Annotated in this window: 22 protein-coding genes; 15 read left to right on the top strand and 7 right to left on the bottom strand. The window is 59.0% G+C overall.

What is annotated here, in order from left to right:
- The first annotated feature begins 18 nt into the window (after positions 1-18).
- From AC07U5_RS01590 to AC07U5_RS01535, 12 genes are all read left to right on the top strand, one after another.
- Positions 19-651: a GNAT family N-acetyltransferase gene (locus AC07U5_RS01590; RefSeq protein WP_062424760.1), complete on the top strand. Its 633-nt coding sequence runs from the start codon at positions 19-21 to the stop codon at positions 649-651.
- Complete coding sequence (locus AC07U5_RS01585) at positions 648-1,232, top strand: GNAT family N-acetyltransferase (RefSeq protein ID WP_448746634.1); 585 nt, start codon at positions 648-650, stop codon at positions 1,230-1,232. Before AC07U5_RS01590 ends, AC07U5_RS01585 begins: the two co-directional genes overlap by 4 nt.
- Before the next feature lie 173 nt (positions 1,233-1,405).
- Positions 1,406-2,470: a GTPase ObgE gene (gene obgE / locus AC07U5_RS01580; RefSeq protein WP_062424758.1), complete on the top strand. Its 1,065-nt coding sequence runs from the start codon at positions 1,406-1,408 to the stop codon at positions 2,468-2,470.
- Positions 2,467-3,636: a glutamate 5-kinase gene (gene proB / locus AC07U5_RS01575; protein WP_494722113.1), complete on the top strand. Its 1,170-nt coding sequence runs from the start codon at positions 2,467-2,469 to the stop codon at positions 3,634-3,636. Before obgE ends, proB begins: the two co-directional genes overlap by 4 nt.
- Positions 3,629-4,915 carry a glutamate-5-semialdehyde dehydrogenase gene (locus AC07U5_RS01570; protein WP_494722112.1) on the top strand — a complete coding sequence of 429 codons (1,287 nt, stop codon included), beginning with the start codon at positions 3,629-3,631 and terminating at the stop codon, positions 4,913-4,915. Before proB ends, AC07U5_RS01570 begins: the two co-directional genes overlap by 8 nt.
- Before the next feature lie 41 nt (positions 4,916-4,956).
- Positions 4,957-5,553 (top strand): nicotinate-nucleotide adenylyltransferase, encoded by a 597-nt coding sequence (locus AC07U5_RS01565; protein ID WP_130978613.1) that lies wholly within the window; start codon positions 4,957-4,959, stop codon positions 5,551-5,553.
- Between the two features lie 99 nt (positions 5,554-5,652).
- Positions 5,653-6,090 carry a ribosome silencing factor gene (gene rsfS / locus AC07U5_RS01560; protein WP_162739588.1) on the top strand — a complete coding sequence of 146 codons (438 nt, stop codon included), beginning with the start codon at positions 5,653-5,655 and terminating at the stop codon, positions 6,088-6,090.
- Positions 6,091-6,282: 192 nt separating this feature from the next.
- On the top strand, positions 6,283-6,765 hold the full coding sequence (gene rlmH, locus AC07U5_RS01555; RefSeq protein WP_062424754.1) for a 23S rRNA (pseudouridine(1915)-N(3))-methyltransferase RlmH: 483 nt from the start codon (positions 6,283-6,285) through the stop codon (positions 6,763-6,765).
- Between the two features lie 219 nt (positions 6,766-6,984).
- Positions 6,985-8,319 carry a murein hydrolase activator EnvC family protein gene (locus AC07U5_RS01550; protein ID WP_443268111.1) on the top strand — a complete coding sequence of 445 codons (1,335 nt, stop codon included), beginning with the start codon at positions 6,985-6,987 and terminating at the stop codon, positions 8,317-8,319.
- The gene (locus tag AC07U5_RS01545) at positions 8,309-9,637 is read left to right on the top strand and encodes a S41 family peptidase (protein ID WP_062424753.1); all 1,329 of its coding nucleotides are present in this window, start codon (positions 8,309-8,311) and stop codon (positions 9,635-9,637) included. Before AC07U5_RS01550 ends, AC07U5_RS01545 begins: the two co-directional genes overlap by 11 nt.
- 81 nt (positions 9,638-9,718) lie before the next feature.
- Entirely contained in the window at positions 9,719-10,909 is a 1,191-nt protein-coding gene (locus AC07U5_RS01540; protein ID WP_494722111.1) for a divergent polysaccharide deacetylase family protein, read from the top strand.
- Positions 10,910-10,945: 36 nt separating this feature from the next.
- Positions 10,946-11,455 carry an RNA pyrophosphohydrolase gene (locus AC07U5_RS01535; RefSeq protein WP_494722110.1) on the top strand — a complete coding sequence of 170 codons (510 nt, stop codon included), beginning with the start codon at positions 10,946-10,948 and terminating at the stop codon, positions 11,453-11,455.
- A 73-nt stretch (positions 11,456-11,528) separates the two neighbouring features.
- Here the strand turns inward: AC07U5_RS01535 and bfr are convergent, their stop codons facing one another.
- The 4 genes from bfr to AC07U5_RS01515 form a co-directional block, all read right to left on the bottom strand.
- Positions 11,529-12,020 carry a bacterioferritin gene (gene bfr, locus AC07U5_RS01530; RefSeq protein WP_027673553.1) on the bottom strand — a complete coding sequence of 164 codons (492 nt, stop codon included), beginning with the start codon at positions 12,018-12,020 and terminating at the stop codon, positions 11,529-11,531.
- Positions 11,986-12,297 (bottom strand): (2Fe-2S)-binding protein, encoded by a 312-nt coding sequence (locus AC07U5_RS01525; RefSeq protein ID WP_494722109.1) that lies wholly within the window; start codon positions 12,295-12,297, stop codon positions 11,986-11,988. Before AC07U5_RS01525 ends, bfr begins: the two co-directional genes overlap by 35 nt.
- A gap of 248 nt (positions 12,298-12,545) precedes the next feature.
- The gene (gene phbB / locus AC07U5_RS01520; RefSeq protein WP_313557001.1) at positions 12,546-13,271 is read right to left on the bottom strand and encodes an acetoacetyl-CoA reductase; all 726 of its coding nucleotides are present in this window, start codon (positions 13,269-13,271) and stop codon (positions 12,546-12,548) included.
- A gap of 71 nt (positions 13,272-13,342) precedes the next feature.
- Entirely contained in the window at positions 13,343-14,524 is a 1,182-nt protein-coding gene (locus AC07U5_RS01515; protein WP_494722108.1) for an acetyl-CoA C-acetyltransferase, read from the bottom strand.
- Positions 14,525-14,767: 243 nt separating this feature from the next.
- On the opposite strand from AC07U5_RS01515, the gene phaR reads away from it, so the two are divergent.
- The gene (gene phaR, locus AC07U5_RS01510; RefSeq protein ID WP_494722107.1) at positions 14,768-15,346 is read left to right on the top strand and encodes a polyhydroxyalkanoate synthesis repressor PhaR; all 579 of its coding nucleotides are present in this window, start codon (positions 14,768-14,770) and stop codon (positions 15,344-15,346) included.
- On the opposite strand, the gene AC07U5_RS01505 is transcribed toward phaR, so the two are convergent.
- Both AC07U5_RS01505 and AC07U5_RS01500 read right to left on the bottom strand, forming a co-directional pair.
- Positions 15,341-16,651, bottom strand: a complete 1,311-nt coding sequence (locus AC07U5_RS01505; protein ID WP_494723239.1) for an MFS transporter — start codon at positions 16,649-16,651, stop codon at positions 15,341-15,343. The genes phaR and AC07U5_RS01505 overlap by 6 nt on opposite strands.
- Before the next feature lie 147 nt (positions 16,652-16,798).
- A complete protein-coding gene (locus tag AC07U5_RS01500) occupies positions 16,799-21,562 on the bottom strand; it encodes an NAD-glutamate dehydrogenase (RefSeq protein WP_494722106.1) in 4,764 nt (1,587 codons plus the stop codon).
- A 535-nt stretch (positions 21,563-22,097) separates the two neighbouring features.
- Here AC07U5_RS01500 and AC07U5_RS01495 point away from each other — a divergent pair.
- Positions 22,098-22,670: a CarD family transcriptional regulator gene (locus tag AC07U5_RS01495; protein WP_027673546.1), complete on the top strand. Its 573-nt coding sequence runs from the start codon at positions 22,098-22,100 to the stop codon at positions 22,668-22,670.
- Between the two features lie 121 nt (positions 22,671-22,791).
- On the opposite strand, the gene AC07U5_RS01490 is transcribed toward AC07U5_RS01495, so the two are convergent.
- On the bottom strand, positions 22,792-23,337 hold the full coding sequence (locus AC07U5_RS01490) for a L,D-transpeptidase family protein (RefSeq protein ID WP_116494267.1): 546 nt from the start codon (positions 23,335-23,337) through the stop codon (positions 22,792-22,794).
- Positions 23,338-23,478: 141 nt separating this feature from the next.
- Between AC07U5_RS01490 and AC07U5_RS01485 the strand changes: the two genes are divergently transcribed.
- Positions 23,479-24,162, top strand: a complete 684-nt coding sequence (locus AC07U5_RS01485) for a response regulator transcription factor (protein ID WP_062424741.1) — start codon at positions 23,479-23,481, stop codon at positions 24,160-24,162.
- The last annotated feature ends 5 nt before the right edge of the window (positions 24,163-24,167 follow it).

The following is a 24,167-nucleotide window of genomic DNA, read 5'->3' as shown; positions in this document are numbered from 1 at the left end:
TCCACGGAGGACTGAACCATGCAAGCTGAATTGTTGAGGGTCGACCAATCACGGTCACCCGAAGAACGGATAAGACCTGAACGGTCAAGGAGCGATTGCCCCGTCTTGTTGTCGCAAAGACTTGTCTTGCGCAAACCCCACGAAGAAGACATCGACGCCCTTGCCCATCTTGCCAACAACGCCAACATCGCGACCATGGTGTCGCGCATGCCGCACCCTTACACGGCGAAAGACGCCGCGGATTTTGTGCGCCGTGCAGCAAATGGCGAGATTGGCAAGTGCGTCTATGCGATTACGCGCATGGACAATGGCGAGTTCATGGGGTGCTGCGGACTGGAGCCGCAGGAAGACGAAAAGACCCTTGAGATGGGCTACTGGCTTGGCGAACCCTATTGGAACAGGGGTTACACCACCGAAGCGGCCCACGCGCTGATCGACATGGCCTTCCGTACCCGCGAGATCGACCAGATCGATGCGCGGTGCCGGGTGACCAATATCGGCTCTCGCCGTGTCATACAAAAGTGCGGGTTTCAGCTGCAGGGTTCCGGCATGGTCGGATCGCTGGCGCTGGGCGCCATGGTCCCGGTTGAATGGTACAGGCTGGATCGCAAGACATGGGTATCATTGAGAAGCTGGGGAGACATGCGATGAGTACGGCTCAGCTGATGCGTCCCCGCAGCGTCGAAACGACCCCGCCGCCCGGCCCTTGCCCGACGATCCAGACCGAACGGCTGGTGCTCCGGCCCCAGCGGCTCACCGATGCGGGCTCGATTGCGGATACGCTTGCCGACTTCCAGGTCACCCGCATGTTGGCTCGCGTTCCCGCGCCCTACTACAAGCAGGACGCGCTGGAATGGCTGATCCTGCGGACGTCAGGCACCCTGCCCGATTGGGATTTCGCCATCACCACCGGTGATGACACCCTGATCGGCGTGGTGTCGGTAGAGCGGCGTCACGGTCAATGGCACCTCGGCTACTGGCTGAACCGCTTCTACTGGGGCAAGGGCTACATGACGGAAGCCGTCGGCGCCGTCGTCGAGCGGTTCTTCCGGCGTATGCCCAACGAGGTTCTGCATTCGGGCGTCTTTGCCGATAACCCGGCCTCGCTCAACGTGCAGGAGAAGCTCGGCTTCCGCATTACCGGCTGCAGTGAGGTCTATGCGGTCGCGCGTGCCACCATGGTGGCGCATATCGACACCGAGCTGACGGCGGAAGGCTTCGTCCGACCGTAACGCACAACGCAATGGACAAGGCCGGTTTTGTCGCAAACCGGCCTTGTTCCATAAGCGCTTGCCCATGATAATCTTTGACCTTCAGGGCAAGCGGCTATATTCCAGGCGACAGAACCTTTTTAGAGCGGATGGCCCGGCCATGACCGCATGCAAGCTGACAGAACGGCAGTCCGATGAAATTTCTCGATGAAGCAAAAGTCTATATCAAGTCCGGCGATGGCGGTGCAGGCGCCGTCTCCTTCCGGCGTGAAAAGTTCATCGAGTTCGGCGGCCCTGATGGCGGCGATGGCGGTCGCGGCGGTGACGTGTGGGTCGAGGTCGTCAATGGCCTCAACACGCTGATCGACTTCCGTTTCCAGCAGCACTTCAAGGCCTCGATCGGCCAGCACGGCATGGGCAAGACCCGCACTGGCGCCAAGGGATCGGATGTGGTGCTAAAGGTGCCGGTCGGAACCCAGATCTTCGAAGAAGACAACGAGACGCTGATCATTGACCTGACCAAGGAAGGCCAGCGCTTTCGTTTGGCCGCAGGCGGCAATGGCGGCTTCGGTAATGCCTATTTCAAATCCTCCACCAATCAGGCACCGACGCATGCCAATCCGGGCCTTGCAGGTGAAGAAAAAACGATCTGGCTTCGCCTGAAGCTGATCGCCGATGCCGGTCTCGTCGGTTTGCCCAATGCCGGCAAGTCGACCTTCCTGGCAACGGTAACGCGCGCACGTCCGAAGATCGCCAACTATCCCTTCACCACGCTCCACCCCAATCTCGGCGTTGCCACGATTGACGGTCGCGAATTCATTCTGGCCGATATTCCAGGCTTGATCGAAGGCGCGCATGAAGGTGTGGGTATCGGCGACCGCTTCCTCGGCCATGTGGAGCGCACCCGCGTGCTGCTTCATCTGGTGTCCGCGCAGGAAGAAAAGGTTGGCCAGGCCTATAAGACCGTCAAGGCGGAACTGAACGCCTATGGCGGCGGCCTGACCGACAAGCGCGAGATCGTCGCCCTGTCGCAGATCGACGTGCTGGACGAAAAGGAACTGAAGAAGAAGGCCAAGGAACTGGAAAAGGCCTGTGGCCGTCCCCCGCTTCTTCTTTCGGCTGCCGCCCATATCGGCATGACGGAGGCGCTTCGCGCGCTGCGCGATGTGATCGTCGATGCCAGCGAAGGCGGCGAGACTGCACTTCCCGACCGCTCCATGCCGATTGAAGAGCTAGAGGACGGAGACGACCGTCTATGACATCTGCCAGAAAACCGCTTGGCAGCCATCATCGCATCGTCATCAAGATCGGCTCCGCGCTTCTGGTGGACCGCAAGACGGGGCTGAGGAAGGATTGGCTTGATGCGATCTGCGATGATATCGCGGCGCTGAAGAAGAACGGCGCCGATGTGCAGGTCGTATCTTCCGGCGCGATCGCGCTTGGCCGAACGGTTCTTAAATTTCCAGCCGGCGCGCTGAAGCTGGAGGAAAGCCAGGCGGCAGCAGCCGTCGGGCAGATCGCACTGGCACGCGCATGGTCGGAAAGCCTTTCCAAGCATGACATCGTCGCGGGACAGATCCTGCTGACGCTTTCCGACACGGAAGAACGCCGCCGCTATCTCAATGCGCGCGCGACGATCAATCAGTTGCTGAAGATCGGTGCGACGCCGATCATCAATGAAAACGACACGGTGGCGACGACCGAAATCCGCTACGGCGACAATGATCGGCTGGCCGCCCGCGTTGCCACCATGACGGGTGCGGATCTACTCGTTCTGCTCTCCGACATTGACGGCCTCTACACAGCCCCTCCGCATCTCGACCCGGACGCCAGGTTTCTCGAAACCATCGCGGACATCACGCCCGAAATCGAGGCCATGGCCGGTGGTGCCGCGTCGGAACTGTCGCGTGGCGGCATGCGCACCAAGATCGATGCGGGCAAGATCGCCACGGCTGCCGGTTGCGCCATGATCATCGCATCGGGTAAGACGCTGCATCCGCTGAAAGCCATCGAGAACGGTGCGCGCTCCTCGTGGTTTGCGCCTTCCGGCACGCCCGTGACAGCCCGCAAGACCTGGATCGCAGGCCAGCTTCAGCCCGCCGGCGAAATGCATGTGGATGAGGGTGCCGAAAAGGCGCTTCATCAGGGCAAGAGCCTGCTGCCTGCCGGCGTCAAACTGGTAAAGGGCAATTTCGGCCGCGGCGATGCCGTTGCCATTATCGGTTCGCAAGGCCGCGAGATAGCGCGCGGACTCGCTGGCTACGATGCCGACGAGGCACGCCGCATCAATGGACACAAGTCCAACGAGATCGAAGCGATCCTCGGTTATGTCGGGCGCTCGGCGATGATCCACCGCGACGATCTGGTGATGACCGGCGCTGCCGTGAAAATCAAAAAAGCAAAGAAGGATGAAGTCGATGCCTGACCAGGCCGTGAAGCAAAGCCAGTCTGTCGATGCGCTGATGATGAACATCGGCGCTCAGGCGAAAGCTGCTTCACGACCGTTGTCCATCGCTGCGACCGCAAAGAAGAACCGCGCGCTTCTCGCCATGGCATCGGCCATCGATGCATCTGTGGACCGCATTCTCGATGCCAACAGACAGGATGTCGCGGCAGCGGAACAGGCGGGCGTGGCCGGCTCCTTCATCGATCGACTAAAACTCGACCCGTCGCGCATCGCCGGCATTTCCGAAGGCATCCGGGCGATTGCCAATCTTGCGGATCCCGTCGGTGAGGTGATCGCCGCCTGGGATCGTCCCAACGGCTTGAAGATCGAGCGTGTTCGCACACCTCTCGGCGTCATTGGCGTGATCTATGAGAGCCGTCCGAATGTGACGGCGGATGCCGGTGCGCTGTGCCTCAAGGCCGGCAATGCCGTGATCCTGCGCGGCGGATCGGATTCGCAATATTCATCGCGGGCTATCCATGCCTGCCTGGTGGAAGGTCTGAAGATCGCTGGGCTTCCAGAGCATGCGATCCAACTCGTGCCGGTGACCGATCGCGCCGCCGTCGGCCTGCTGCTTGGCGGCTTGGGTGGCACCGTCGATGTCATCGTGCCGCGTGGCGGAAAAAGCCTGGTCGGGCGTGTGCAGACAGAAGCCCGTGTGCCCGTCTTTGCGCACCTGGAAGGCATCTGCCACGTCTATGTCGACAAATCCGCCGACCTTGAGATGGCAAAGAAGATCGTTCTGAACGCCAAGATGCGCCGCACTGGTATTTGCGGCTCTGCCGAAACCTTGCTGGTCGATCGCGCAGTTGCTGCGACCCATCTGGAACCCCTGGTGAAAATCCTGCTGGAGGCGGGCTGCGAAGTACGCGGTTCGGATGAGGTGCAAAACGCCGTTGCAGGCGTGACGCTGGCGAATGAGGAGGACTGGCGCACGGAATATCTCGACGCCATCATCTCGGTGGCCCTGGTGGATGGGATCGACGGCGCGATACAGCATATCGGTACCTATTCCTCAAACCACACAGAAGCGGTGATCGCCGAAGATCCGGAGGTCGTTGCCCGCTTCTTCAACGAGATCGACAGCGCCATTCTGCTGCACAATGCCTCCACACAATTTGCCGATGGTGGCGAGTTCGGCATGGGCGCGGAAATCGGCATTGCCACCGGCAAGATGCATGCGCGTGGGCCTGTCGGCGTCGAACAGCTGACGTCCTTCAAATACCGCGTGCATGGCACCGGCCAGACGCGGATCTGATATTGGCGGCTGATCGGGCACTTGACCAACGTTACCTGACCATGCCGCACACCGAGCGCGGCATGGTGATCGGTCTGTTCGGCGGGTCCTTCAATCCGCCCCATGACGGCCATGCGCTGGTGGCGGAAATTGCCATGCGGCGACTCGGGCTCGATCAACTCTGGTGGATGGTGACGCCTGGCAATCCGTTGAAGAACCGAACAGAACTCGCCCCGCTTGCCGAACGTATCGCCGCCTGCGAGAGTCTCGTCACCGACCCACGCATCAAGATCACCGCCTTTGAGCAGACACTCGGTGTCAGCTATACGGCCAATACGCTGGCAAAGGTAAAGGCGCGCAACCCACATGCCCATTTCATCTGGGTCATGGGGGCGGATAATCTCAGAACCTTTCATCACTGGCAAAAATGGCGGCTGATCGCCGAGACCTTTCCGATTGCCGTCATTGATCGCCCAGGTGCAACGCTTGCCTATCTTTCCTCCACCATGGCGCAGGCCTTCAGCCATGCCCGCATTGATGAGGACGATGCCGGTGTCTTGTGGAAGAAGCAGGCACCTGCCTGGGTCTTCATCCATGGACCGCGCTCGACGCTGAGCTCGACGGCTTTGCGCAACGGCAACAGCCCGCACCATAAATGAAGTGTGAGCGCTGGCGTCGCTCCCCACATCTTGAAAAGTGAATCCAATGGTGCCACTTTTATTGTGCGTCGTCGAGAATCGCGGCGCGCAGTATCTGTTTTGTCATTTCGGAAAGGAAAACCTCTGACAACAGTACACGCTAAGGGAAGAGCTTACAGCGCTATCCCAAAGGGCCAGGAGAGTGGCGTCGATGCCGCCCGTCGTGCCCTGGAAACCGTCCTTGCGAGTGTCGAGGACTCCAAAGCAGAAGATATCGTTTCCCTGAACATTGCCGGAAAATCGGCGCTGGCAGACTACATGGTGGTCGTGTCCGGGCGGTCGAACAGGCATGTGACGGCGATCTGCGAACATCTCATCACCGATATGAAGGATGAGGGTTTCGGCGGCGCGCGTGTCGAAGGCCTTGAGGCCGGCGACTGGGTGCTGATCGACGCAGGCGATGTCATCATCCACGTGTTCCGTCCTGAAGTGCGGGCGTTCTACAACATCGAAAAGATGTGGGCGACTCCGGACATCGAGGAAGAAACACTGCATTGATCGCGGGTTAAAGCATGCCGCGCACTTGTGCAGCGGTTTTGCGATAACGCCATGCGATAAGGCAAGGGAATAAAGCGTAAGCGCGGATCGCGACACGCTTTAGGCCGAAGGCTTTTTTGGTCGCATGGAAATCCGCAGCCAATCCTGCTACAAGCCGCAGCCCAACAGGGTTGCGAACAGGCTGATATGTGAATGCGGATTTCAATTTTTGCGGTGGGACGGCTGAAATCCGGCCCTGAGAAAGAGCTTGCGTCTCGCTATCTGGATCGCTTCGCCAAGGCCGGCCCGGCGATTGGGCTGGAATTTGCCAAAATGATCGAGGTGCAGGAAAGCCGTGCCTCCAACGCGGACACGCGCAAACGCGAAGAAGCGGCGATGCTGGAAAAGCATCTTGCCGACGGTGCCGCACTGATCCTTCTGGACGAGCGCGGCAAGGCGCTGGACAGTCCCGCTTTCGCCGAGCTTTTCGCCACCATGCGCGACAATGGCAAGCGCGATGTGGTGATTGCGATCGGCGGCGCGGACGGGCTCGACCCTTCGCTGAGCGAGAAGGCAACCGCCACACTCTGCCTTGGCAAGCTGACCTGGCCGCACCAGATCGTCCGCTTTCTGATTTCCGAACAGCTTTACCGCGCCGTCACCATCCTGTCCGGCCACCCCTACCACCGGGTCTGAATCCGACACGCTTTCGTCGCAAATGCAGGTCTATCTCGCACCTTCATCAAGACCTATTGGCGCAAAGCGGCGAAGCAGCGTATGGTCGCCAATCTTATCGAGCAGGTAAAAGACAACATCATGGGTCCAGCACGCGACACATTCCGGCTTGTGTCCCCAGCGGGTCGGCTTGCGCTGAAGGCAAGTGTCGCGCTTTTCATCGGACTGACGTGTTTGACCATGTCGCGCGCCTCTGCTCAGGATGCCGCACCGACCGCGACCACTGCCACTAGCACTCCACCAGCAGAATCACCGAGCGAATTGCAGGAACTGGAAACACGCCGTGACCAGAACCGCCAGGATCTGCAGGAACTGGTGGACAGCATTGGACTTTCTGAAGACAAGGCGAGGCAGCTTGAAGAGAGCATTGCAGCGCTGAACCAGGACACGGCCCGGATCAAGGAAGAACTGATCGCCTCGGCGCAGCGCCGCAAGGATCTGGAAGCCAAGATCAGCGATGGCGAAGACCGTCTGGCGAAACTGAGCGTGCGCGAGGACGATGTGAAAGCCTCGCTTCGCGAACGCCGCGGTGTTCTGGCGGAGGTGTTGGCAGCGCTGCAGCGCATGGGCCGCAATCCGCCACCGGCCCTTCTCGTCTCTCCGGAAGATGCGCTCGCCTCCGTTAGAAGCGCGATCCTGCTCGGCGCCGTCGTTCCCGGTATTCGCGCCGAGACCGACAAGCTTGTTTCCGCTCTCAAAGAGTTGACTGACCTGCGCCAGGCGATTGCTGGAGAGCGCGAGCAGTTGACCGGCATGATGACGGCAAGCCTTGAAGAGGAAAAGCGACTCGATCTGCTGCGTGCAGAAAACGACAAGAAGAGCAGCCAGACGACCGCCGATCTTGAGGCAGAACGCAAGCGATCAGAAGAACTTGCAAGCAAGGCGACCAGCCTGGAGGGCCTTGTCTCATCGCTCGAAAACGAGATTTCCTCGGTGCGCGACGCCAAGGAAAAGGCACGTCTGGAAGAGGAGCGGATCGCCCGTCTTCCGCCTGCCGAGCGGGACAAATTGGAGGCGCAAACCGAGGCCGGGGTGCCCGATAAAAACCGCATTGCGCCAGCATATCCGTTTTCGAGCTTGAAGGGTAAGCTGGCAATGCCGGTTTCCGGAGAGGTGCTGAGACGCTTCGGCGATGCCGACGGAACAGGGCATTTCTCCAAGGGAATCGTCGTGGCGACCGGCCCGGAAGCACTGGTAACAGCGCCAGCCGATGGCTTTGTGGTTTTTGCTGGAGAGTTTCGCAGCTACGGCCGCATGATCATTCTCAATGCTGGCGACGGTTATCATTTGGTACTGACGGGCATGGACAATGTGAGAACGCGGCAGGGCATGTTCGTTTTCTCCGGTGAGCCGATTGCCTCCATGGGCGTAAAAAGAGTGGCGAGTGCGGCGGCTTTGGCGCTGGAAACTGACAAGCCAACGCTTTACATTGAATTCAGAAAAGACGGAGTGCCGGTTGATTCTCAACCCTGGTGGTCCGCAAAAAATACCGGAAGGGCGCGTAATGATTCGTAAGGCTTCGCTTCTTCTCATCGGTGGGCTCATGGGCGCCACAGCGATGAGCGTTATCTATTCTGCCAGCCTGCCGGCGCAGGCAGCAGGCCCTTCCACCTACAAGGAGCTCTCGATTTTCGGCGATGTCTTCGAGCGGGTGCGTGCGCAATATGTAACGCCACCGGATGACAAGAAGCTGGTTGAAAACGCCATTAATGGCATGCTGAGCTCGCTCGATCCGCATTCGAGCTTCATGAATGCCGAAGATGCCAACGACATGCGCACCCAGACCAAGGGTGAGTTTGGCGGCCTCGGCATCGAAGTGACCATGGAAAACGAGCTGGTCAAGGTCATCTCGCCGATGGACGATACGCCCGCTGCCAAGGCTGGCATTCTTGCCGGCGACTTCATTTCCGAAATCGACGGACAGCCGGTGCGCGGCCTGAAACTGGAAGACGCGGTCGAGAAGATGCGCGGCGCCGTCAAGACGCCGATCAAGCTCACCATCATCCGCCAGGGCGCCGACAAGCCGCTCGACATCACCGTCATGCGTGACATCATCGCGGTCCGCGCCGTCAAGTCGCGCGTCGAAGGTGGCGATGTCGGTTATCTGCGCGTCATCTCCTTTACCGAGAAGACCTATGACGATCTCGAAAAGGCGATCAAGAAGATCAAGCAGGACGTTCCGGCCGACAAGCTCAAGGGCTACGTGCTCGATCTGCGCTTGAACCCGGGCGGTCTGCTCGACCAGGCGATCAACGTGTCCGACGCCTTCCTTGAGCGCGGCGAAGTGGTCTCCACCCGTGGCCGTAATCCGGATGAAACCCGGAGATTCAACGCCACGGCTGGCGACCTGACCGACGGCAAGCCCGTCATCGTTCTGATCAATGGTGGTTCCGCCTCGGCGTCCGAGATTGTCGCAGGCGCCTTGCAGGATCTGCGTCGTGCGACGGTTGTCGGCACGCGTTCCTTCGGCAAGGGTTCGGTTCAGACGATCATTCCGCTTGGCGAAACCGGCGCTCTGCGCCTGACGACGGCGCTCTATTACACGCCGTCCGGCAAATCCATCCAGGGCACCGGCATTACGCCGGATATCAAGGTGGAACAGCCTCTGCCGCCGGAACTTCAGGGCCGTGTTCGCGCCGAAGGCGAATCCAGCTTGCGCGGTCATATCCAGGGCCAGAGCGAAACCGAAGAAGGCTCGGGCTCTGCAGCTTACGTTCCGCCGGAAGCCAAGGACGATATCCAGCTGAACTATGCGCTGGACCTGCTGCATGGCACCAAGACCGACGCCTCCTTCCCGCCAAACCCGGAAAAGGCAGTCGTCAACAAGCAGTAAGACATCAAAGGCACCGGTCCAAGGCCGGTGCCTTTTCCTGTCCGGTCAGACGTCAATCACGCATCAGCCACGGAAACACCATTGTCATCAGACCTGCGTAAACCGCTCATGGGTCGGAAGCGTAAACAGAGCGCCGGGTTCGTCCGGCGCTTTTCTGTGTTGACGCTGCTTGCGGTTCTCGCAGGCGGCGGTGTGGCCGGGCTATCCCTCTATACGGCGCTATCTCCCGGCAATCTGGCGAAAAGCTCCACCGCACCGGATGTGGCGCTGGGACCAGCGGGAGCACCGCCGGATCAGGCAGCATCGACAAACGGGGAAAGCGCCGTCGACCTCCAAAGCGGACGTTCCGGCGCCAATGTCCAGCGCAACACCATGTCGGACGGCAATGTCGTCTCCGTCTTTTCGCCGAAAGACCGCACTGACAACGCGCCCGTGCTGATGACCGGCCAGACGGTTGGCCAAGACCCGCGTGTGGCGATGCGACCGAATGACGAACTGCTCGAGGACAGCCCTTTCGGCAGGCTTCCCATTGTCAGCGCCGACGGGCTGAAGCCGATGGATCAATATGCAAGGCCCTGGTCCGGGGCACGCGGCACCCGCATCGCCATCGTGGTCGGCGGCCTGGGGCTTAGCCAGACGGGCACGCAGAAGGCGATCAAAGAGCTTCCGGCTGAAGTGACCCTTGGCTTTGCCGCAACAGGCAACAGCCTGCAGCGCTGGATGCAGGAGGGCCGTCGTGAGGGCCATGAGGTCCTGCTGCAGATCCCCTTCGAGCCCTTCGGCTATCCCGGCACCGATCCAGGCCCCGACACGCTGCTGGTCTCCGATCCAGCCAAGATCAATCTGGAACGGCTTCACCGCTCCATGGCGAAGATCACCAACTATACCGGCGTGATGAACTATCTCGGCGCACGCTTCATGGCGGACGACAAGGCACTTGAGCCGGTGCTGCGCGATGTCGGCCAGCGTGGCCTGCTGTTTCTGGATGACGGATCATCCGCGCAATCGCGCACCGGCATCATCGCCAAGGCCGTGTCCACGCCCATCGGCTTTGCCGATCTGCAACTGGACGATCAGGTGAATGACGCTGCCATCCTGCGCAAGCTGGACGATCTGGAGCGGATAGCGCGGCGCAACGGTTCCGCCATCGGTGTCGCCTCTGCCTTCGATGAGAGCGTAGCGGCCATCTCCAAATGGTCGGTCGAAGCGGCAGCGCGCGGCATCGAGATCGTCGGCGTTTCCGCGCTTGTCTCGCAAGACGGCAAACAGTAAGTCTGCTCCACCAACAATCAACATCCAGGTTCAAGAATGTCGATCAAAGCAGACGATCTGCCCTACCGCCCCTGCGCCGGTATCATGGTTCTGAACGATAAGGGCCTCGTCTGGGCCGGGCGCCGTATCTCTCAAGGCAATTCTGAGTTCGATGGCTCACCACAGCTCTGGCAGATGCCGCAGGGCGGTATCGATGAGGGCGAGGCGCCGCTCGCTGCCGCCATCCGCGAACTCTATGAAGAAACCGGCATGAAGACGGTCACGCTGCTGGCCGAAGCACGCGACTGGATCCATTACGATCTGCCGCCGCAGCTGATCGGCGTCGGGCTACGCGGCAAATATCGCGGTCAGGCACAGAAGTGGTTTGCCTTCCGCTTCGATGGCGATGAAAACGAAATCCAGATCAATCCGCCGCCCGGCAGCAACGAGGCGGAGTTCGACGCCTGGGACTGGAAGCCGATGGAAAGCCTGCCCGAGCTGATCGTACCCTTCAAACGATCGGTCTACGAACAGGTGGTCGAGCAATTCCGCCATCTGGCCCCATAAGAGCAATGAAACCATAAGAGCAATAAAAAAAGGCGGCATCTCTGCCGCCTTTTTCAATTCATTGCCAAAAGGATCACTCGGATTCCGCAGAATCGGCCGAGTCGGCATTGAGCTGACCGTACTTGGCTTCGCCGATCTTGTTGAGAAGATCGAGCTGCGTTTCGAGGAAGTCGATATGGCCTTCTTCGTCGATGAGGAGCTGTTCGAACAGCTTCATCGAAACGTAATCGCCAGCATCGTGACAGATATCGCGGGACTTCTTGTAGGCCGTGCGAGCGTCGTATTCGCCGGCGAGATCGGCTTCCAGCACTTCCTTGACGTTCTGGCCGATGCGCAAAGGTGCAACGGTCTGGAGGTTGGGATGGCCTTCGAGGAAAATGATGCGATCGATGATCTTGTCAGCGTGCTGCATCTCTTCGATCGATTCGGCGCGCTCTTTCTTGGCGAGCTTTGTGTAGCCCCAGTCGTTCAACAGCCGGTAGTGAAGCCAGTACTGGTTCACTGCACCGAGTTCGAGGAACAGTGCCTCGTTAAGCTGCTCGATGACTCTTTTGTCGCCTTTCAATGTCCGCTCTCCTGTGGTCTTCATGTAATTGTTTTAGGCGGGACATAAAATCAAAAACTTCGGCCTCAGTCGAGTGCCGACGTGCATGATATTCTTCCGTCGATTTGATGATCAGGTCGACGACAGTCGGGAAACAGCCACAGCAACGGCCACGCTTCTGCATGGCGTGATAGACTTTCGCTGGCACGATGAGCTGCCAACAGTCTTCATCAAGAAGCTCGTTGATGACATCGCGAATGTCGTTGTCGGTGATGTAATTGCAGCTACAAACCAGCATGATCCATTGCCTGCGTGACGCAACACGTTGTTTTTTCTGTTAAACCAAAACAGGACATTCGATGTCAAGAAAAACAACCGCGCGCTTTCGACATGTGATATGTTTAGATAGCTTCTAAACTAGACGAAAAGCTTCGTATTTTCATTGCTTTAGCGGAATCTTTAACAGGGCATCGCGGATTAGGGTCTGTAGACCGATCGCGACATCGCGCCGTCGATCACGGATTCGTGATGGGAAAGGTGATGCGATCAGGCGAAATATTGCCCGCCATTGGCCGTCAGCGTCGAGCCGGTGATGAAGCCTGCCTCATCCGACGCCAGAAACAATGCGCATCGGGCGATCTCTTCCGGCTCACCCAATCGACCGACTGGAATATGCGGCAGGATGCGCTCGTTCAAAACGGTTTCGGGGATGGCGCGGACCATCTCCGTGCCGATATAGCCTGGGCATATGGCGTTGACGGTGATGTTGCGCGAGGCCCCCTCCTGCGCCAGCGCCTTCGTCAGGCCGATATCGCCGGCCTTTGACGCCGAGTAATTCGCCTGACCCGCCTGGCCCTTCTGGCCGTTGATCGACGAGATGGTGATGATGCGACCGAAGCCCCGCTCCCGCATGCCGGGCCAGACCGGATGCGTCATATTGAAGACGCCGTTGAGATTTGTATCGACCACATCACGCCACTGCTGCGGCGTCATCTTGTGGAACATGGCATCACGGGTAATGCCGGCATTGTTGACGAGGATGTCGATCGGTCCGAGCGTTCGTTCCACCTCTGCGACACCGGCCACGCAGGCATCGTAATCGCGCACATCCCATTGATAGGCGGGTATTCCAGTCGTCCGCCGAAAAGCCTCGGCGCGGTCCTCTGTGAAGACGTAGTTGACCGCGACCTTATAACCGGCTGCATGAAACGCTTTTGCGATCGCAGCGCCGATGCCGCTTGTCCCACCTGTTACCAATGCCACCCGGCTCATCTTCAAGGCCCTCACTTTCAAAGCTTAGCCCTTTAGAGGGGCCAACGTGGCATTTCAATGATTTGGGCCGATCACAGCCCTTCGAGGCACATGGCGATGCCCATGCCGCCGCCGATGCAAAGCGTCACCAGACCCTTGCGGGCCTGTCGCCGTCTCATCTCGAAAACGAGCGTGTTCAGCACACGTGCACCGGATGCGCCGATCGGGTGGCCGATCGCAATCGCACCGCCATTGACGTTGACGATCTCTGGGTCGAGACCGAGATCGCGAACCACGGCGCAGGATTGCGCGGCAAAGGCCTCATTGGCCTCGACGAGATCGAGATCACCGACCGACCAGCCGGCCTTTGCCAGCGCCTTGCGCGAGGCAGGGATCGGACCGGTTCCCATGATCTGCGGATCGACACCGGCCGTTGCCCAGGAGGCGATGCGCGCCAAAGGCTGGATATTGCGCCTTGCGGCCTCTTCTTCCGTCATCAGCAACACGGCGGCGGCACCGTCGTTAAGGCCGGAGGCGTTGCCAGCCGTGACACTGCCCTCCTTGTCGAAGGCGGGGCGAAGCTTGGTCAGCGCCTCCAGCGATGCGCCGGCCCGGATATATTCATCGGCGGCGATCGTCACATCGCCCTTGCGGCCCTTGATGATGAAGGGCGCGATCTCATCCTCAAAGCGTCCCGCCGTCTGTGCCGCCTCGGCGCGGTTTTGCGAACGGACCGCATATTCGTCCTGCTCCTCTCGGGACAATTGCCACTGGCGGGCAATATTCTCTGCGGTGATGCCCATGTGATAGCTGTGGAAGGCATCGATCAAGCCGTCCTTCAACATGGTATCGACCATCTTGAAATCACCCATCTTCACGCCGCCGCGCAAATGCGCCGCGTGGGGAGCCATCGACATGGATTCCTGCCCGCCCGCGACGATGATGGATGCATCGCCAAGGGCGATCTGTTGGGCGCCCAGTGCAACGGCGCGCAGGCCGGAACCGCAAAGCTGGTTGATGCCGAAGGCGGTTGCTTCCTGCGGAACGCCGGCCTTCATTGCGGCCTGGCGCGCCGGGTTCTGCCCCTCGCCGGCAGTCAGCACTTGTCCCAGGATCGCCTCATCGACATCGGCTGCGGCAACGCCTGCCCGTTCCAGAACCGCAGTGAGAACGGATGCGCCAAGTTCGTGCGCCGGCGTATTGGCAAAGCTGCCGTTGAACGAACCGACCGGCGTGCGTGCGGCACTCGCGATCACGATGGAGGATGAAGGCATGGATGTTTCTCCCGAATTTTGGCGCGAGACTGTCAAAGCTTGGGGCGCAAGTCAATTTGGCCAAAAGGATTTGAAAGAACCCCGCACCGCAGCACCCGCATGCTGCAAGATTGCTGCGCAAGAAAGTGACTGCTGCATCGCACAAACCATTTGTCAGACGCCTTTGTTTCAGCATACTCTTTTGAATGGGAAGAGCAAAAACACCAAGAAAACAAGAAAGACCGGCATCGCGAGGAGGCGAGGATGGGAAGAAATGGCGGCGAGACCATTATCAAGAAATATGCCAACAGGCGGCTTTATAACACTGGGACCAGCACCTATGTGACGCTGGAAGACCTGGCGAAGATGGTCAAGCGCGGCGAAGAATTCAAGGTTCAGGACGCAAAGACATCGGAAGACATCACCCATGCCGTTCTGACGCAGATCATCGTCGAGCAGGAAGCCAAGACCGGCAACACGCTTCTGCCAACCGCCTTCCTTCGACAGTTGATCTCCTATTACGGCGACCAGATGCAGATGGTCGTGCCGACCTTTCTCGAGCACTCGATGAAGACCTTCTCCGAACAGCAGAGCCATATGCAGGAGCATATGAGCAAGGCTTTCGGCGACCCGTCGCTGACCAAGAACTTCTCCGCACCTTTCCAGCTGATGGAAGAGCAGATCAAGCGCAATACCGAACTCTTCAAGCAGACAATGCAGATGTTCACGCCCTTTGCCGCCCCCGCATCGACGCCGAAGGAGCAGCGCAAGCCCGACGCCTCGGAGATCGACGAGCTGAAGGCGCAACTGCGCAACCTTCAGACCAAGCTCGACCAGCTATAGGGTCTTAGGGACTCGGAGCAGCAGGATCAATCCAGCTCCCAGAAAGAGGATCAGTGTCGCCATACCGATATGGGCGGAGCCGGTCGCATAGGTTGCGATGGAGAACATCAGCGTTGCCATGAAGCTGGTGGCGCGACCGGAGAGCGCATAGATGCCGAAATAGCGTCCCGCTTCGGCAATCGTGACGTTGCGCGCCAGATAGGAGCGTGACGAGGCCTGCACCGGGCCGAAGGCAAGACCGATCAGCACGCCGTAGACGATATAGGCCTTTTCCGCTCCGCTACTGAAGAGACCGTGGGTTTCCTCGGTCGAGAATTGCAGCAACCCGAAGAGCGTCGATGTCTTTTCCGTCGAGATGATGCCGAGCGTCGCGAGAAGCAAAAGCACGAGACTGATGATGATCATCGTGCGCGAGCCGAGCCGCTGATCGAGCCGGCCGGCAGCAAAGCAGCCGCCTATGGCAACGATGTTGAGAATGATGCCGTAAATGCCGATCTCCATTGTCGCCCAGCCGAACATGCCGGCGGCGAACGCACCACCCAGGATGAGCAGCCCGTTTACGCCATCCTGATAGAGCATGCGCGCAATCAGGAAACGCGTGATGAGCGGGCGATGACGCAGCTCCCTTAGCGTCGATTTCAACTCCGACAGGCCCGAGCGCACAGCCCGCCCAAGCGGCAGCCCCTTCTTCACATCCGGCGTGAAGAAGAACATCGGCAGGATAAAGATGAAGTACCATATCGCGGCGATCGGTCCGGTGATGCGGGCATCCTCTCCCGTTGCCGGGTCCAGACCGAAAAGCGGCGGCAGGCCGATGATGGTAAGGCCCGTCTGTGGGCTGGCTGCCATGAACAGCACGATGAAGATCAGTACGATCATGCCGCCAAGATAACCAAGCCCCCAGGCGGTATTGGAAATCCGCCCGACATTTTCAGGTGTCGTCAGACGCGGCATCATGGAATCGTTGAAGACGATGGAGAACTCGGCCGCAATCGAGGCGAAGATCATGAAGAGGGCCGGCCACAGCACCGGTGATCCCGGCGCGGCAAACCACAACATCGCAAGACAGGCGATCTTGATGACGGCAAAAAACGCGATCCAGGGCTTTCGCGACCCGGACTGATCGGCAATCGATCCAAGGATCGGGGAGAAGATCGCGATGACAACGGACGAGATGGTCGCGACATTGCTCCAGAGCGTCTGCGCCGAGACGGGATCATCCGTCAGTCGGGCGACGAAGTAAGGCCCGAAGATGAAGGTCGTGACGACGGTGAAGAAGGGTTGCGCTGCCCAATCGAACAGCATCCAACCCCAGATCCCCTTAGCGTCCGTTTTTGGCGCATCGGCCTTGGGCTCGACCGATTCTGTCACACGGAAAGAAGAACTCAATGGATTGCCTTTCCGCATGCAGGCGACCCGGCTTTTACAGCCGGGTCATTTCGCTGTTGAACCTTAGACGCTTCTGGTCTGGACTATATCCGAAAGCAGACCGGCGGCAACGGTGAGGCGCGCCAGATTCGTCTCGCCACTATCGCTGAGTGCAGCAAGTTCGGACACGATGCGATTGACGCGCACACGGTCGGCTGCATACCAGGCCTGCACCGGGTTCTTCTCTTTCGCGTAGTCGGTCAGCGCCGACACCACGATGCGGCGACGGGACGAGGCGATCTGGTCCTGGCTGCGCAGCAGCGCGAGGCTTTCATAATGATCAGCCGGGCTGACCCGCTGGCTGGCATCGAGAAGCCGTGCGACGCGGAAGGTGGTGGAGACGGCCGCATAGCTTTCCGCCGCACGCGCCAATGTCGTGCCGGCCTGATCGGCAATCAGCATGATTTCCGGCACATAGACCAGCAGGCGCAACGTCTCCAGTTCCTTGATCAGCGCGTGAGAAACGCCGTCGATCTCAGGAAGACCGATCTCTTCCTGATACTTGGCCGCTGCCGGAGAAAGCGTCTTGATTGCGCTTTTCAACCGCTCGATCTCATCCTGCATGGCGCCGGTGATGGTACCTGCCGTCTGAAGATAGAGCCGCGTCGCATCGCCGAAGATCTGCATGATCCTGGCATAGAGATCGTTCTGCACCTCGCCGGAAATCTGCCCGTCGAGCGCATCGATCTCGCTCCAAAGCCGCTTCAAGCCGAAACCATCCTCGACGATCATCGCTGCCTTGACGACGGCTGGAGCAAGGAGACCGCTCGCGTCGACCAGTTTCTGCACGAAGCCCGGACCGCCGCGATTGACGACCTGATTGGCCAGCGCCGTGGCGACGATTTCGCGGTGAAGGCGATGGCTTGCAATATCCCCCGCATAAGTCTTCTGCATCTTGCTCGGGAAGTAATCCGTCAGCAGATGCTGCAGATAGGGCTCATCCGGCAGGGTGCTGGCCACCAGCGTGTCGAACAGCGTCAGCTTCGCATAGGACAGCAGGACGCCGATTTCGGGCCGGGTCAACGCCTTGCCTGCGGCATAGCGTTCGTTGAACTCCCCATCGTTCGGCAGGGTCTCCACCTTGCGGTTCAACTGGCCGGAGGATTCCAGTGCTGCCATCAGGCGGCCCAACTCTTCGCGGTTGCCGGTCCCCCTGCGCTCGACAAGCGAGATTGCCAAAGACTGGAGGTAATTGTTGCGCAGCACCAGTTGCGCCACTTCCGATGTCATGGAGGCCAGCAACTGATTGCGCTTCGGCAATGTCAGGCGACCGTCATTCACAGCGGATGCCAGCGCAATCTTGATATTGACCTCGACGTCCGAGGAATTGACGCCGGCGGAATTGTCGATGGCATCCGAGTTGCAGCGCCCGCCGGAGAGCGCATAGGCAATACGGCCCTTCTGGGTGATGCCAAGATTGGCCCCCTCGCCGATCACCTTGGCGCGCACTTCCGTGGCGTTGATGCGGATCGGATCGTTGGCACGATCCCCCACCTCGGCGTTGGTTTCCACCGCAGCCTTCACATAGGTGCCGATACCGCCGAACCACAGGAGATCGGCGGGGGCTTTGAGGATCGCCGTCATGATCTCGAAGGGTGTTGCCACCGTCTTGTCGATGCCGATTGCGGCAGCGGCTTCCGCCGTCAGGGTCACGGATTTCTCCGCACGCGAGATGATCATCGCGCCCTTGGAGAGTGTCGAGTGGTCGTAATCCTGCCAGCTGGAACGCGGCAGTTCGAAGAGACGCTTTCTCTCAGCGAAAGAAAGGGCGGTGTCCGGCGTCGGATCGATGAAGATATCGCGGTGATCGAAGGCCGCGATCAGTTCGATCTTTTCCGATAGCAGCATGCCATTGCCGAAGACGTCGCCGGACATGTCACCCACACCGACGACCTTGAATGGCGTCGTCTGTATATCGGTATCCATTTCCCGGAAGTGGCGCTTCACGGTTTCCCAGGCGCCTCGGGCGGTGATGCCCATTTTCTTGTGGTCGTAACCGGCAGAGCCACCAGAGGCAAAAGCATCGTCGAGCCAGAAGCCCGCCTCACGGGCTAGTCCGTTGGCGGTATCGGAGAAGGTTGCCGTTCCCTTATCGGCCGCGACGACGAAATAGGGGTCGTCGCCATCCAGACGCATGGTATCCGCGGGCGCAATAATATCATCGCCAACGATATTGTCGGTGATGGAAAGCAGCGTGCGGATATAGGTCTTGTAAGCCTCCTTGCCGGCATTGAAGATCTCATCGCGGTTGCCACCGACGGGCAGCATCTTCGGATAGAAGCCACCCTTGGCACCGACCGGTACGATGACCGCGTTCTTCACCTGCTGGGCTTTGACGAGGCCGAGCACTTCGGTGCGATAATCCTGGCCGCGATCCGACCAGCGAAGCCCGCCGCGCGCCACCTTTCCGAAGCGCAGATGGACGCCTTCCACTTCCGTTCCGTAGACGAATATTTCGCGGAAGGGACGCGGATCGGGAAGGCCATCGAGAAGCTTCGGATCGAATTTGAAGGCCAGCATCGCCTTCGGCGAACCGTCCTCGTTGCGCTGGAAATAGTTGGTGCGCAGCGTGGAATCGACGGCGTTGACGTAACGGCGAAGTGTGCGGTCCTCATCGAGATTGGGTACGCCGGAAAGATCGGCCTCGATCGCCTTGTGCAGATCGGAGAGCTTCCGCAGGCGCGGTTTCTCGCCAAGCTTCGGATCGAAGCCATGGGCGAAAAGATCGAAAATTCTGCGTGCGATCACCGGGTATTTGAACAGTGTTTCGGAAATATGCTCCTGCGAGTAGACGATGCCCGTCTGGCGCAGATAGCGCGCATAGGCGCGAAGCACGGAAACCTCGCGCACCGTCAGTCCGGCGGCAACGATCAGCCGGTTGAAATTGTCATTGTCGACAGTGCCATTGAAAGCGGCGAGAAACGCCTCTTCAAGCCTTGGCCCGATGATGGCGAGATCGAGCGTGACGCCTGGCTGGACCCGAAGCTCCATGTCGTGAAGGACGATGAGATCGCTGTTTTCACCGGAGACCACACCAATGTCGAACGTCCGTTCGCTGATGACGCTGAAGCCGAGATTTTCCAGAAGCGGCACGCGGCGCGACAGCGGCAGATGGCCGTCCCGGTGGAAGATCTTCAGCGAGAGAATATTCTCCGCCTGCTCAGCTGTCCGGTAAAACTCGATGCGGACCGGCTCGCCCTTGGCGGTTGCGACGATATCGGGCATGTCGCCGATCGCCTCTTCCGGCGTAAAGGCTTCCTGATAGGCCTGATCGACATCGAGAAGCGGAGCGCCAGGCTCTGAAAGCGCGGTGAAATGATCGATCCAGCGCGCAGCGATGTCGCTGACGGCATCTTCCAGTCTGTCCTGCGCGATGCGCGGCGTCTTGCCATTGCTGCGCCCGACGATGAAGTGGACGCGGGCAAGTGCGCCTTCCGGAAAAGCGGGGTAATAAGCCGAGATGTGGCCATCATAGACGTGGGCGAGATAATCGCCGATCTTCTCGCGCACATAGGAATTATACTCCTCGCGCGGCACATAGATGATGACGGAGACGAAGCGGTCGAAACGATCGATACGGGCAAGCACCCTCACCCGCGGGCGGTCGGCAAGCTCCATGATCTGCTCGGTGTAGCGCACCAGAAGATCGGTTTCGATCTGGAAAAGATCGTCGCGCGGATAGGCTTCGAGCGTATTGTGCAGAATGCGTCCCGAGTGGCTGTTTGGGTCAAAGCCGAAATGCTCTTCGACCTCCAAGGCCTTGGCGCGCAGAAGCGGGATTTCATGGACCGATCGGGTATAGGCCGTGGCGGTGAAGAGACCGACGATGCGCAACTCGCCAACGACATTGCCATCGGTATCGAAGCGCTTGATGCCGATATAATCCATATACGCGCGGCGATGGACAAGCGATTTGACGTTGGCCTTGGTGACGATGAGGAAGTCCGGACCATCCAGAAACGCCAGAATTTCCGGCGTCGTCATCACCGCATCCTTGCCAAGCCTGAGCACCCGCACATCCGGATCGCTCAACATCCCGAGACCGACGCCATCGCCGCGCTCGATCTTGGCGGAGCTTCCCTTGCCGGAATAGCTGTAGTCGCGCATGCCGAGGAAGGTGAAATTGTCCTTGCGCAGCCATTCGAGAAACTCGGCGGCCTCTGTTCGGTCAGCCTTGCGGCGCGACGATCCGCGCTCTTTCAACTCGTTCAGCGCCTCATCGAGCTTGGCAAGCATCGGCTTCCAGTCACTATAAGCGGACTGGACCTGGGCGAGAACAAAACGAAGCCGCTCCTTCAGCGCCTCGGCCGCCTGCGGCGCGACAGGCGCGATATGCAGCTGGATAAGGCTGATATTGTCTTGCGGCGCGTCTGTTTCCGGATCGGCCAGCCTGTAGCCGCCGGTCGCTTTTGCATCCGCCACCATGATGGGGTGAACCGCAAGGTAGAGGCTGCGATAGCTGCTGGTCACCTCGCCCATGACGGAGTCATAGAGGAAGGGCATGTTGCGCCCTACAATCGTCAGGATGGAGACCGGCACGTTACGCGGCGCGACCCCATCAACCTGGGCGATGCCGATATAGGGGTGATCAGCGTTCCAATGGGAAAGTTCGCTCAAAGCATGGCTTGCAGCCAGCGCCAACATCTCAGGCGAATAGTGCTCGACGTCGTCTGTGCTGGCACGACTAAAAAGTGTATTGGGATCGAGGAATGGCTTGCCGGTGGCCTCTGCCAGTTTTTTGGCTTTTTCGAGCTGTTTGTCGCGTTTTGGGTTGTTCCGGTAGCCCATTTTGCCTTCTTTCTTCCAAAAATATCCGCGTTTCGGCGATAAAAGGGAGAAAAATCGTGATTTTTCCCAAATTCGAATCGGATATTGGCGCGGAATTATGAATAGTTTAAGTGGCAATCGACAAATTGGCGGGGCGCGAAGAATTTAATCGATTCGGGATGGATCAGCGCTGGTAATCAGGCGTTTACCGGGGTGATTCTGTTAACGCCTCAGTAAAGCAGGTTGTGACTCCGTCGCCACGGTGCAAGCAAATTATTGATTTCCACCTATTTTTGTGGTAGACAGGAAAAACTGATCCACAGCGCGGCACTATCGTGCCCTAAAACACCTCGAAAGCAAGTCATCAATTGCACGCGGTTTCCGTGACATATCCTACTTTTGTGTTGTCGATCCCCGGATTGCAAGATGGTTTCTTTTTGCGTGCTCGGCTGGACCAGTGCGGAGTCACCTGACGGCTTGCCCCCGTCTCATCCGGGCCTGACCGACCCGACCCCGGAAACCCCCGGGTGTATGTAACAGGGAGTTTAAAAAACGAATGACGACCCAGCAGAAGAAATCTCCAGCGCGCCACGGTTTTAAAACCGGAGAAGCGATCGTTTATCCCGCTCACGGTGTCGGTACCATTTCGGCAATCGAAGAACAGGAAGTCGCGGGCATGAAGCTCGAACTTTTCGTCATCGATTTCGAGAAAGACAAGATGCGCCTTAAGGTGCCTGTCGCCAAGGCTGTCAGCATCGGCATGCGCAAGCTGTCCGAAGGGGATTTCGTCGAGCGTGCGCTGAAGGTTGTTCAGGGCAAGGCGCGCGTCAAGCGGACCATGTGGTCGCGTCGCGCGCAGGAATATGACGCAAAGATCAATTCCGGCGATCTGATCGCCATCGCAGAAGTGGTTCGCGATCTCTATCGCGCCGAGAACCAGCCTGAGCAGTCCTACTCCGAGCGTCAGCTTTACGAAGCAGCTCTCGATCGCATGGCTCGCGAAATCGCAGCCGTGAACAAGATGTCCGAAACCGAAGCTGTTCGCCTCGTTGAAGTCAATCTCAACAAGGGCCCCAAGCGCGGCAAGGCCGTCGAAGAAGACGATGCACCGGAAGAAGAAGCCGCATAAGGCTTTTCACCTACAGAATGTCAAAAAACCCGCCCGCCTCGTGGCGGGTTTTTTGTTTCTTTCGCAAAGATGGCCATTCTGTGTTGAGGACCTCTCGGCACATCACTCTTCACGCAAGCGCTTATAGAACCTGAATAATCTGTCCCGGGCGAAGATGGGGCAGAAGACGGCGCATGTCTCTGGGGTGCAGTGCAACGCAGCCGGCGGTCGGCTCGTAGCCCGGGCGGATCATGTGCATGAAGATGGCCGAGCCGCGATTGCGCTGCCTGGATCTGACGTTCCAGTTGAGCACCAGACAGACATCATAGAGCCCGTCTTCCCGGCAGAGGTCTTCGTGGCTTGGCTTGAATGGCGCTCTGACCAGCCGATTGTAGTTCGGATCGCTTGGCGCATCGCACCACAACATCGACTTCACTGCGCGACGCAACGTCAAACTCGTCTGGACGGCGCGGAAGCGTTCGCCCCGGATGAAGCCGTAGAGCAGCGGCATCTGAGCGATCGGCGTTTTGCCGTCACCTTCTCGCTTGAAAACAGAGCGTCCATTGCGACCAATCGCAGCCTGAAACGTTAAATGACCAAGCTGAACGATCGCTCGACTTGGGTTCAATGGTGACGGGCGGACGAGAAGCTTGGGTGGTAACGTTCGGAATTCAATCTTTCTGGTCATCACTCTTTTTCACGAGATTTTGCTTTGAAGATGCTTCACCCGAACGTCATAGCACGCCGTTATTGCTGCACAAGGGTTGACGCGAAGCGCGCAAACCGCTGAATTGGTTTGAAAATTAAAAGAGAAAGGCGAAGGTACTCTATGACGGCCCGTACATTGCTTCTAGTTGATGACGACGACGATCTGCGCGACACCCTTGCCGAACAACTTTCTCCCTATGAAGAGTTCTCGCTTCTGACGGGTGCGAACGCCAATGCTGCTATCCAGACGGTCAAATCTACTCAGGTCGATCTCTTGATCATGGATGTGGGTCTGCCGGACATGGACGGGCGCGAAGCGGTGAAGCTGATGCGCAAGAACGGCTTCAAGTCTCCCATCATCATGCTGACCGGTCACGACACGGATTCCGACACGATCCTTGGTCTTGAGGCCGGCGCGAACGACTATGTGACGAAACCCTTTCGCTTCGCAGTGCTGCTTGCCCGCGTCCGCGCGCAGTTGCGCCAATATGAGCAGAGCGAAGACGCGGTCTTCACCGTCGGTCCCTACCAGTTCAAGCCGAGCCAGAAGCTGTTGACGACAGAAGACGGAAAGAAGATCCGTCTGACGGAAAAGGAAGCGGCCATCATTCGCTACCTTTACCGCGCCGGCAGCGCCGTCGTCACACGTGACGTTCTGCTGGAGGAGGTCTGGGGCTACAATTCCGGCGTCACCACCCATACGCTGGAAACCCACGTCTATCGCCTTCGCCAGAAGATCGAGCGCGATCCCTCCAACGCCGAAATTCTCGTGACCGAAAACGGCGGCTACAAGATCGTCCCATAAGGGCG

The organism is Agrobacterium sp. GW821-FHT02D03 (assembly GCF_059421725.1).
Note: the sequence above shows the minus strand (reverse complement) of the source record. Positions and strands in the feature narration are given on the sequence as shown.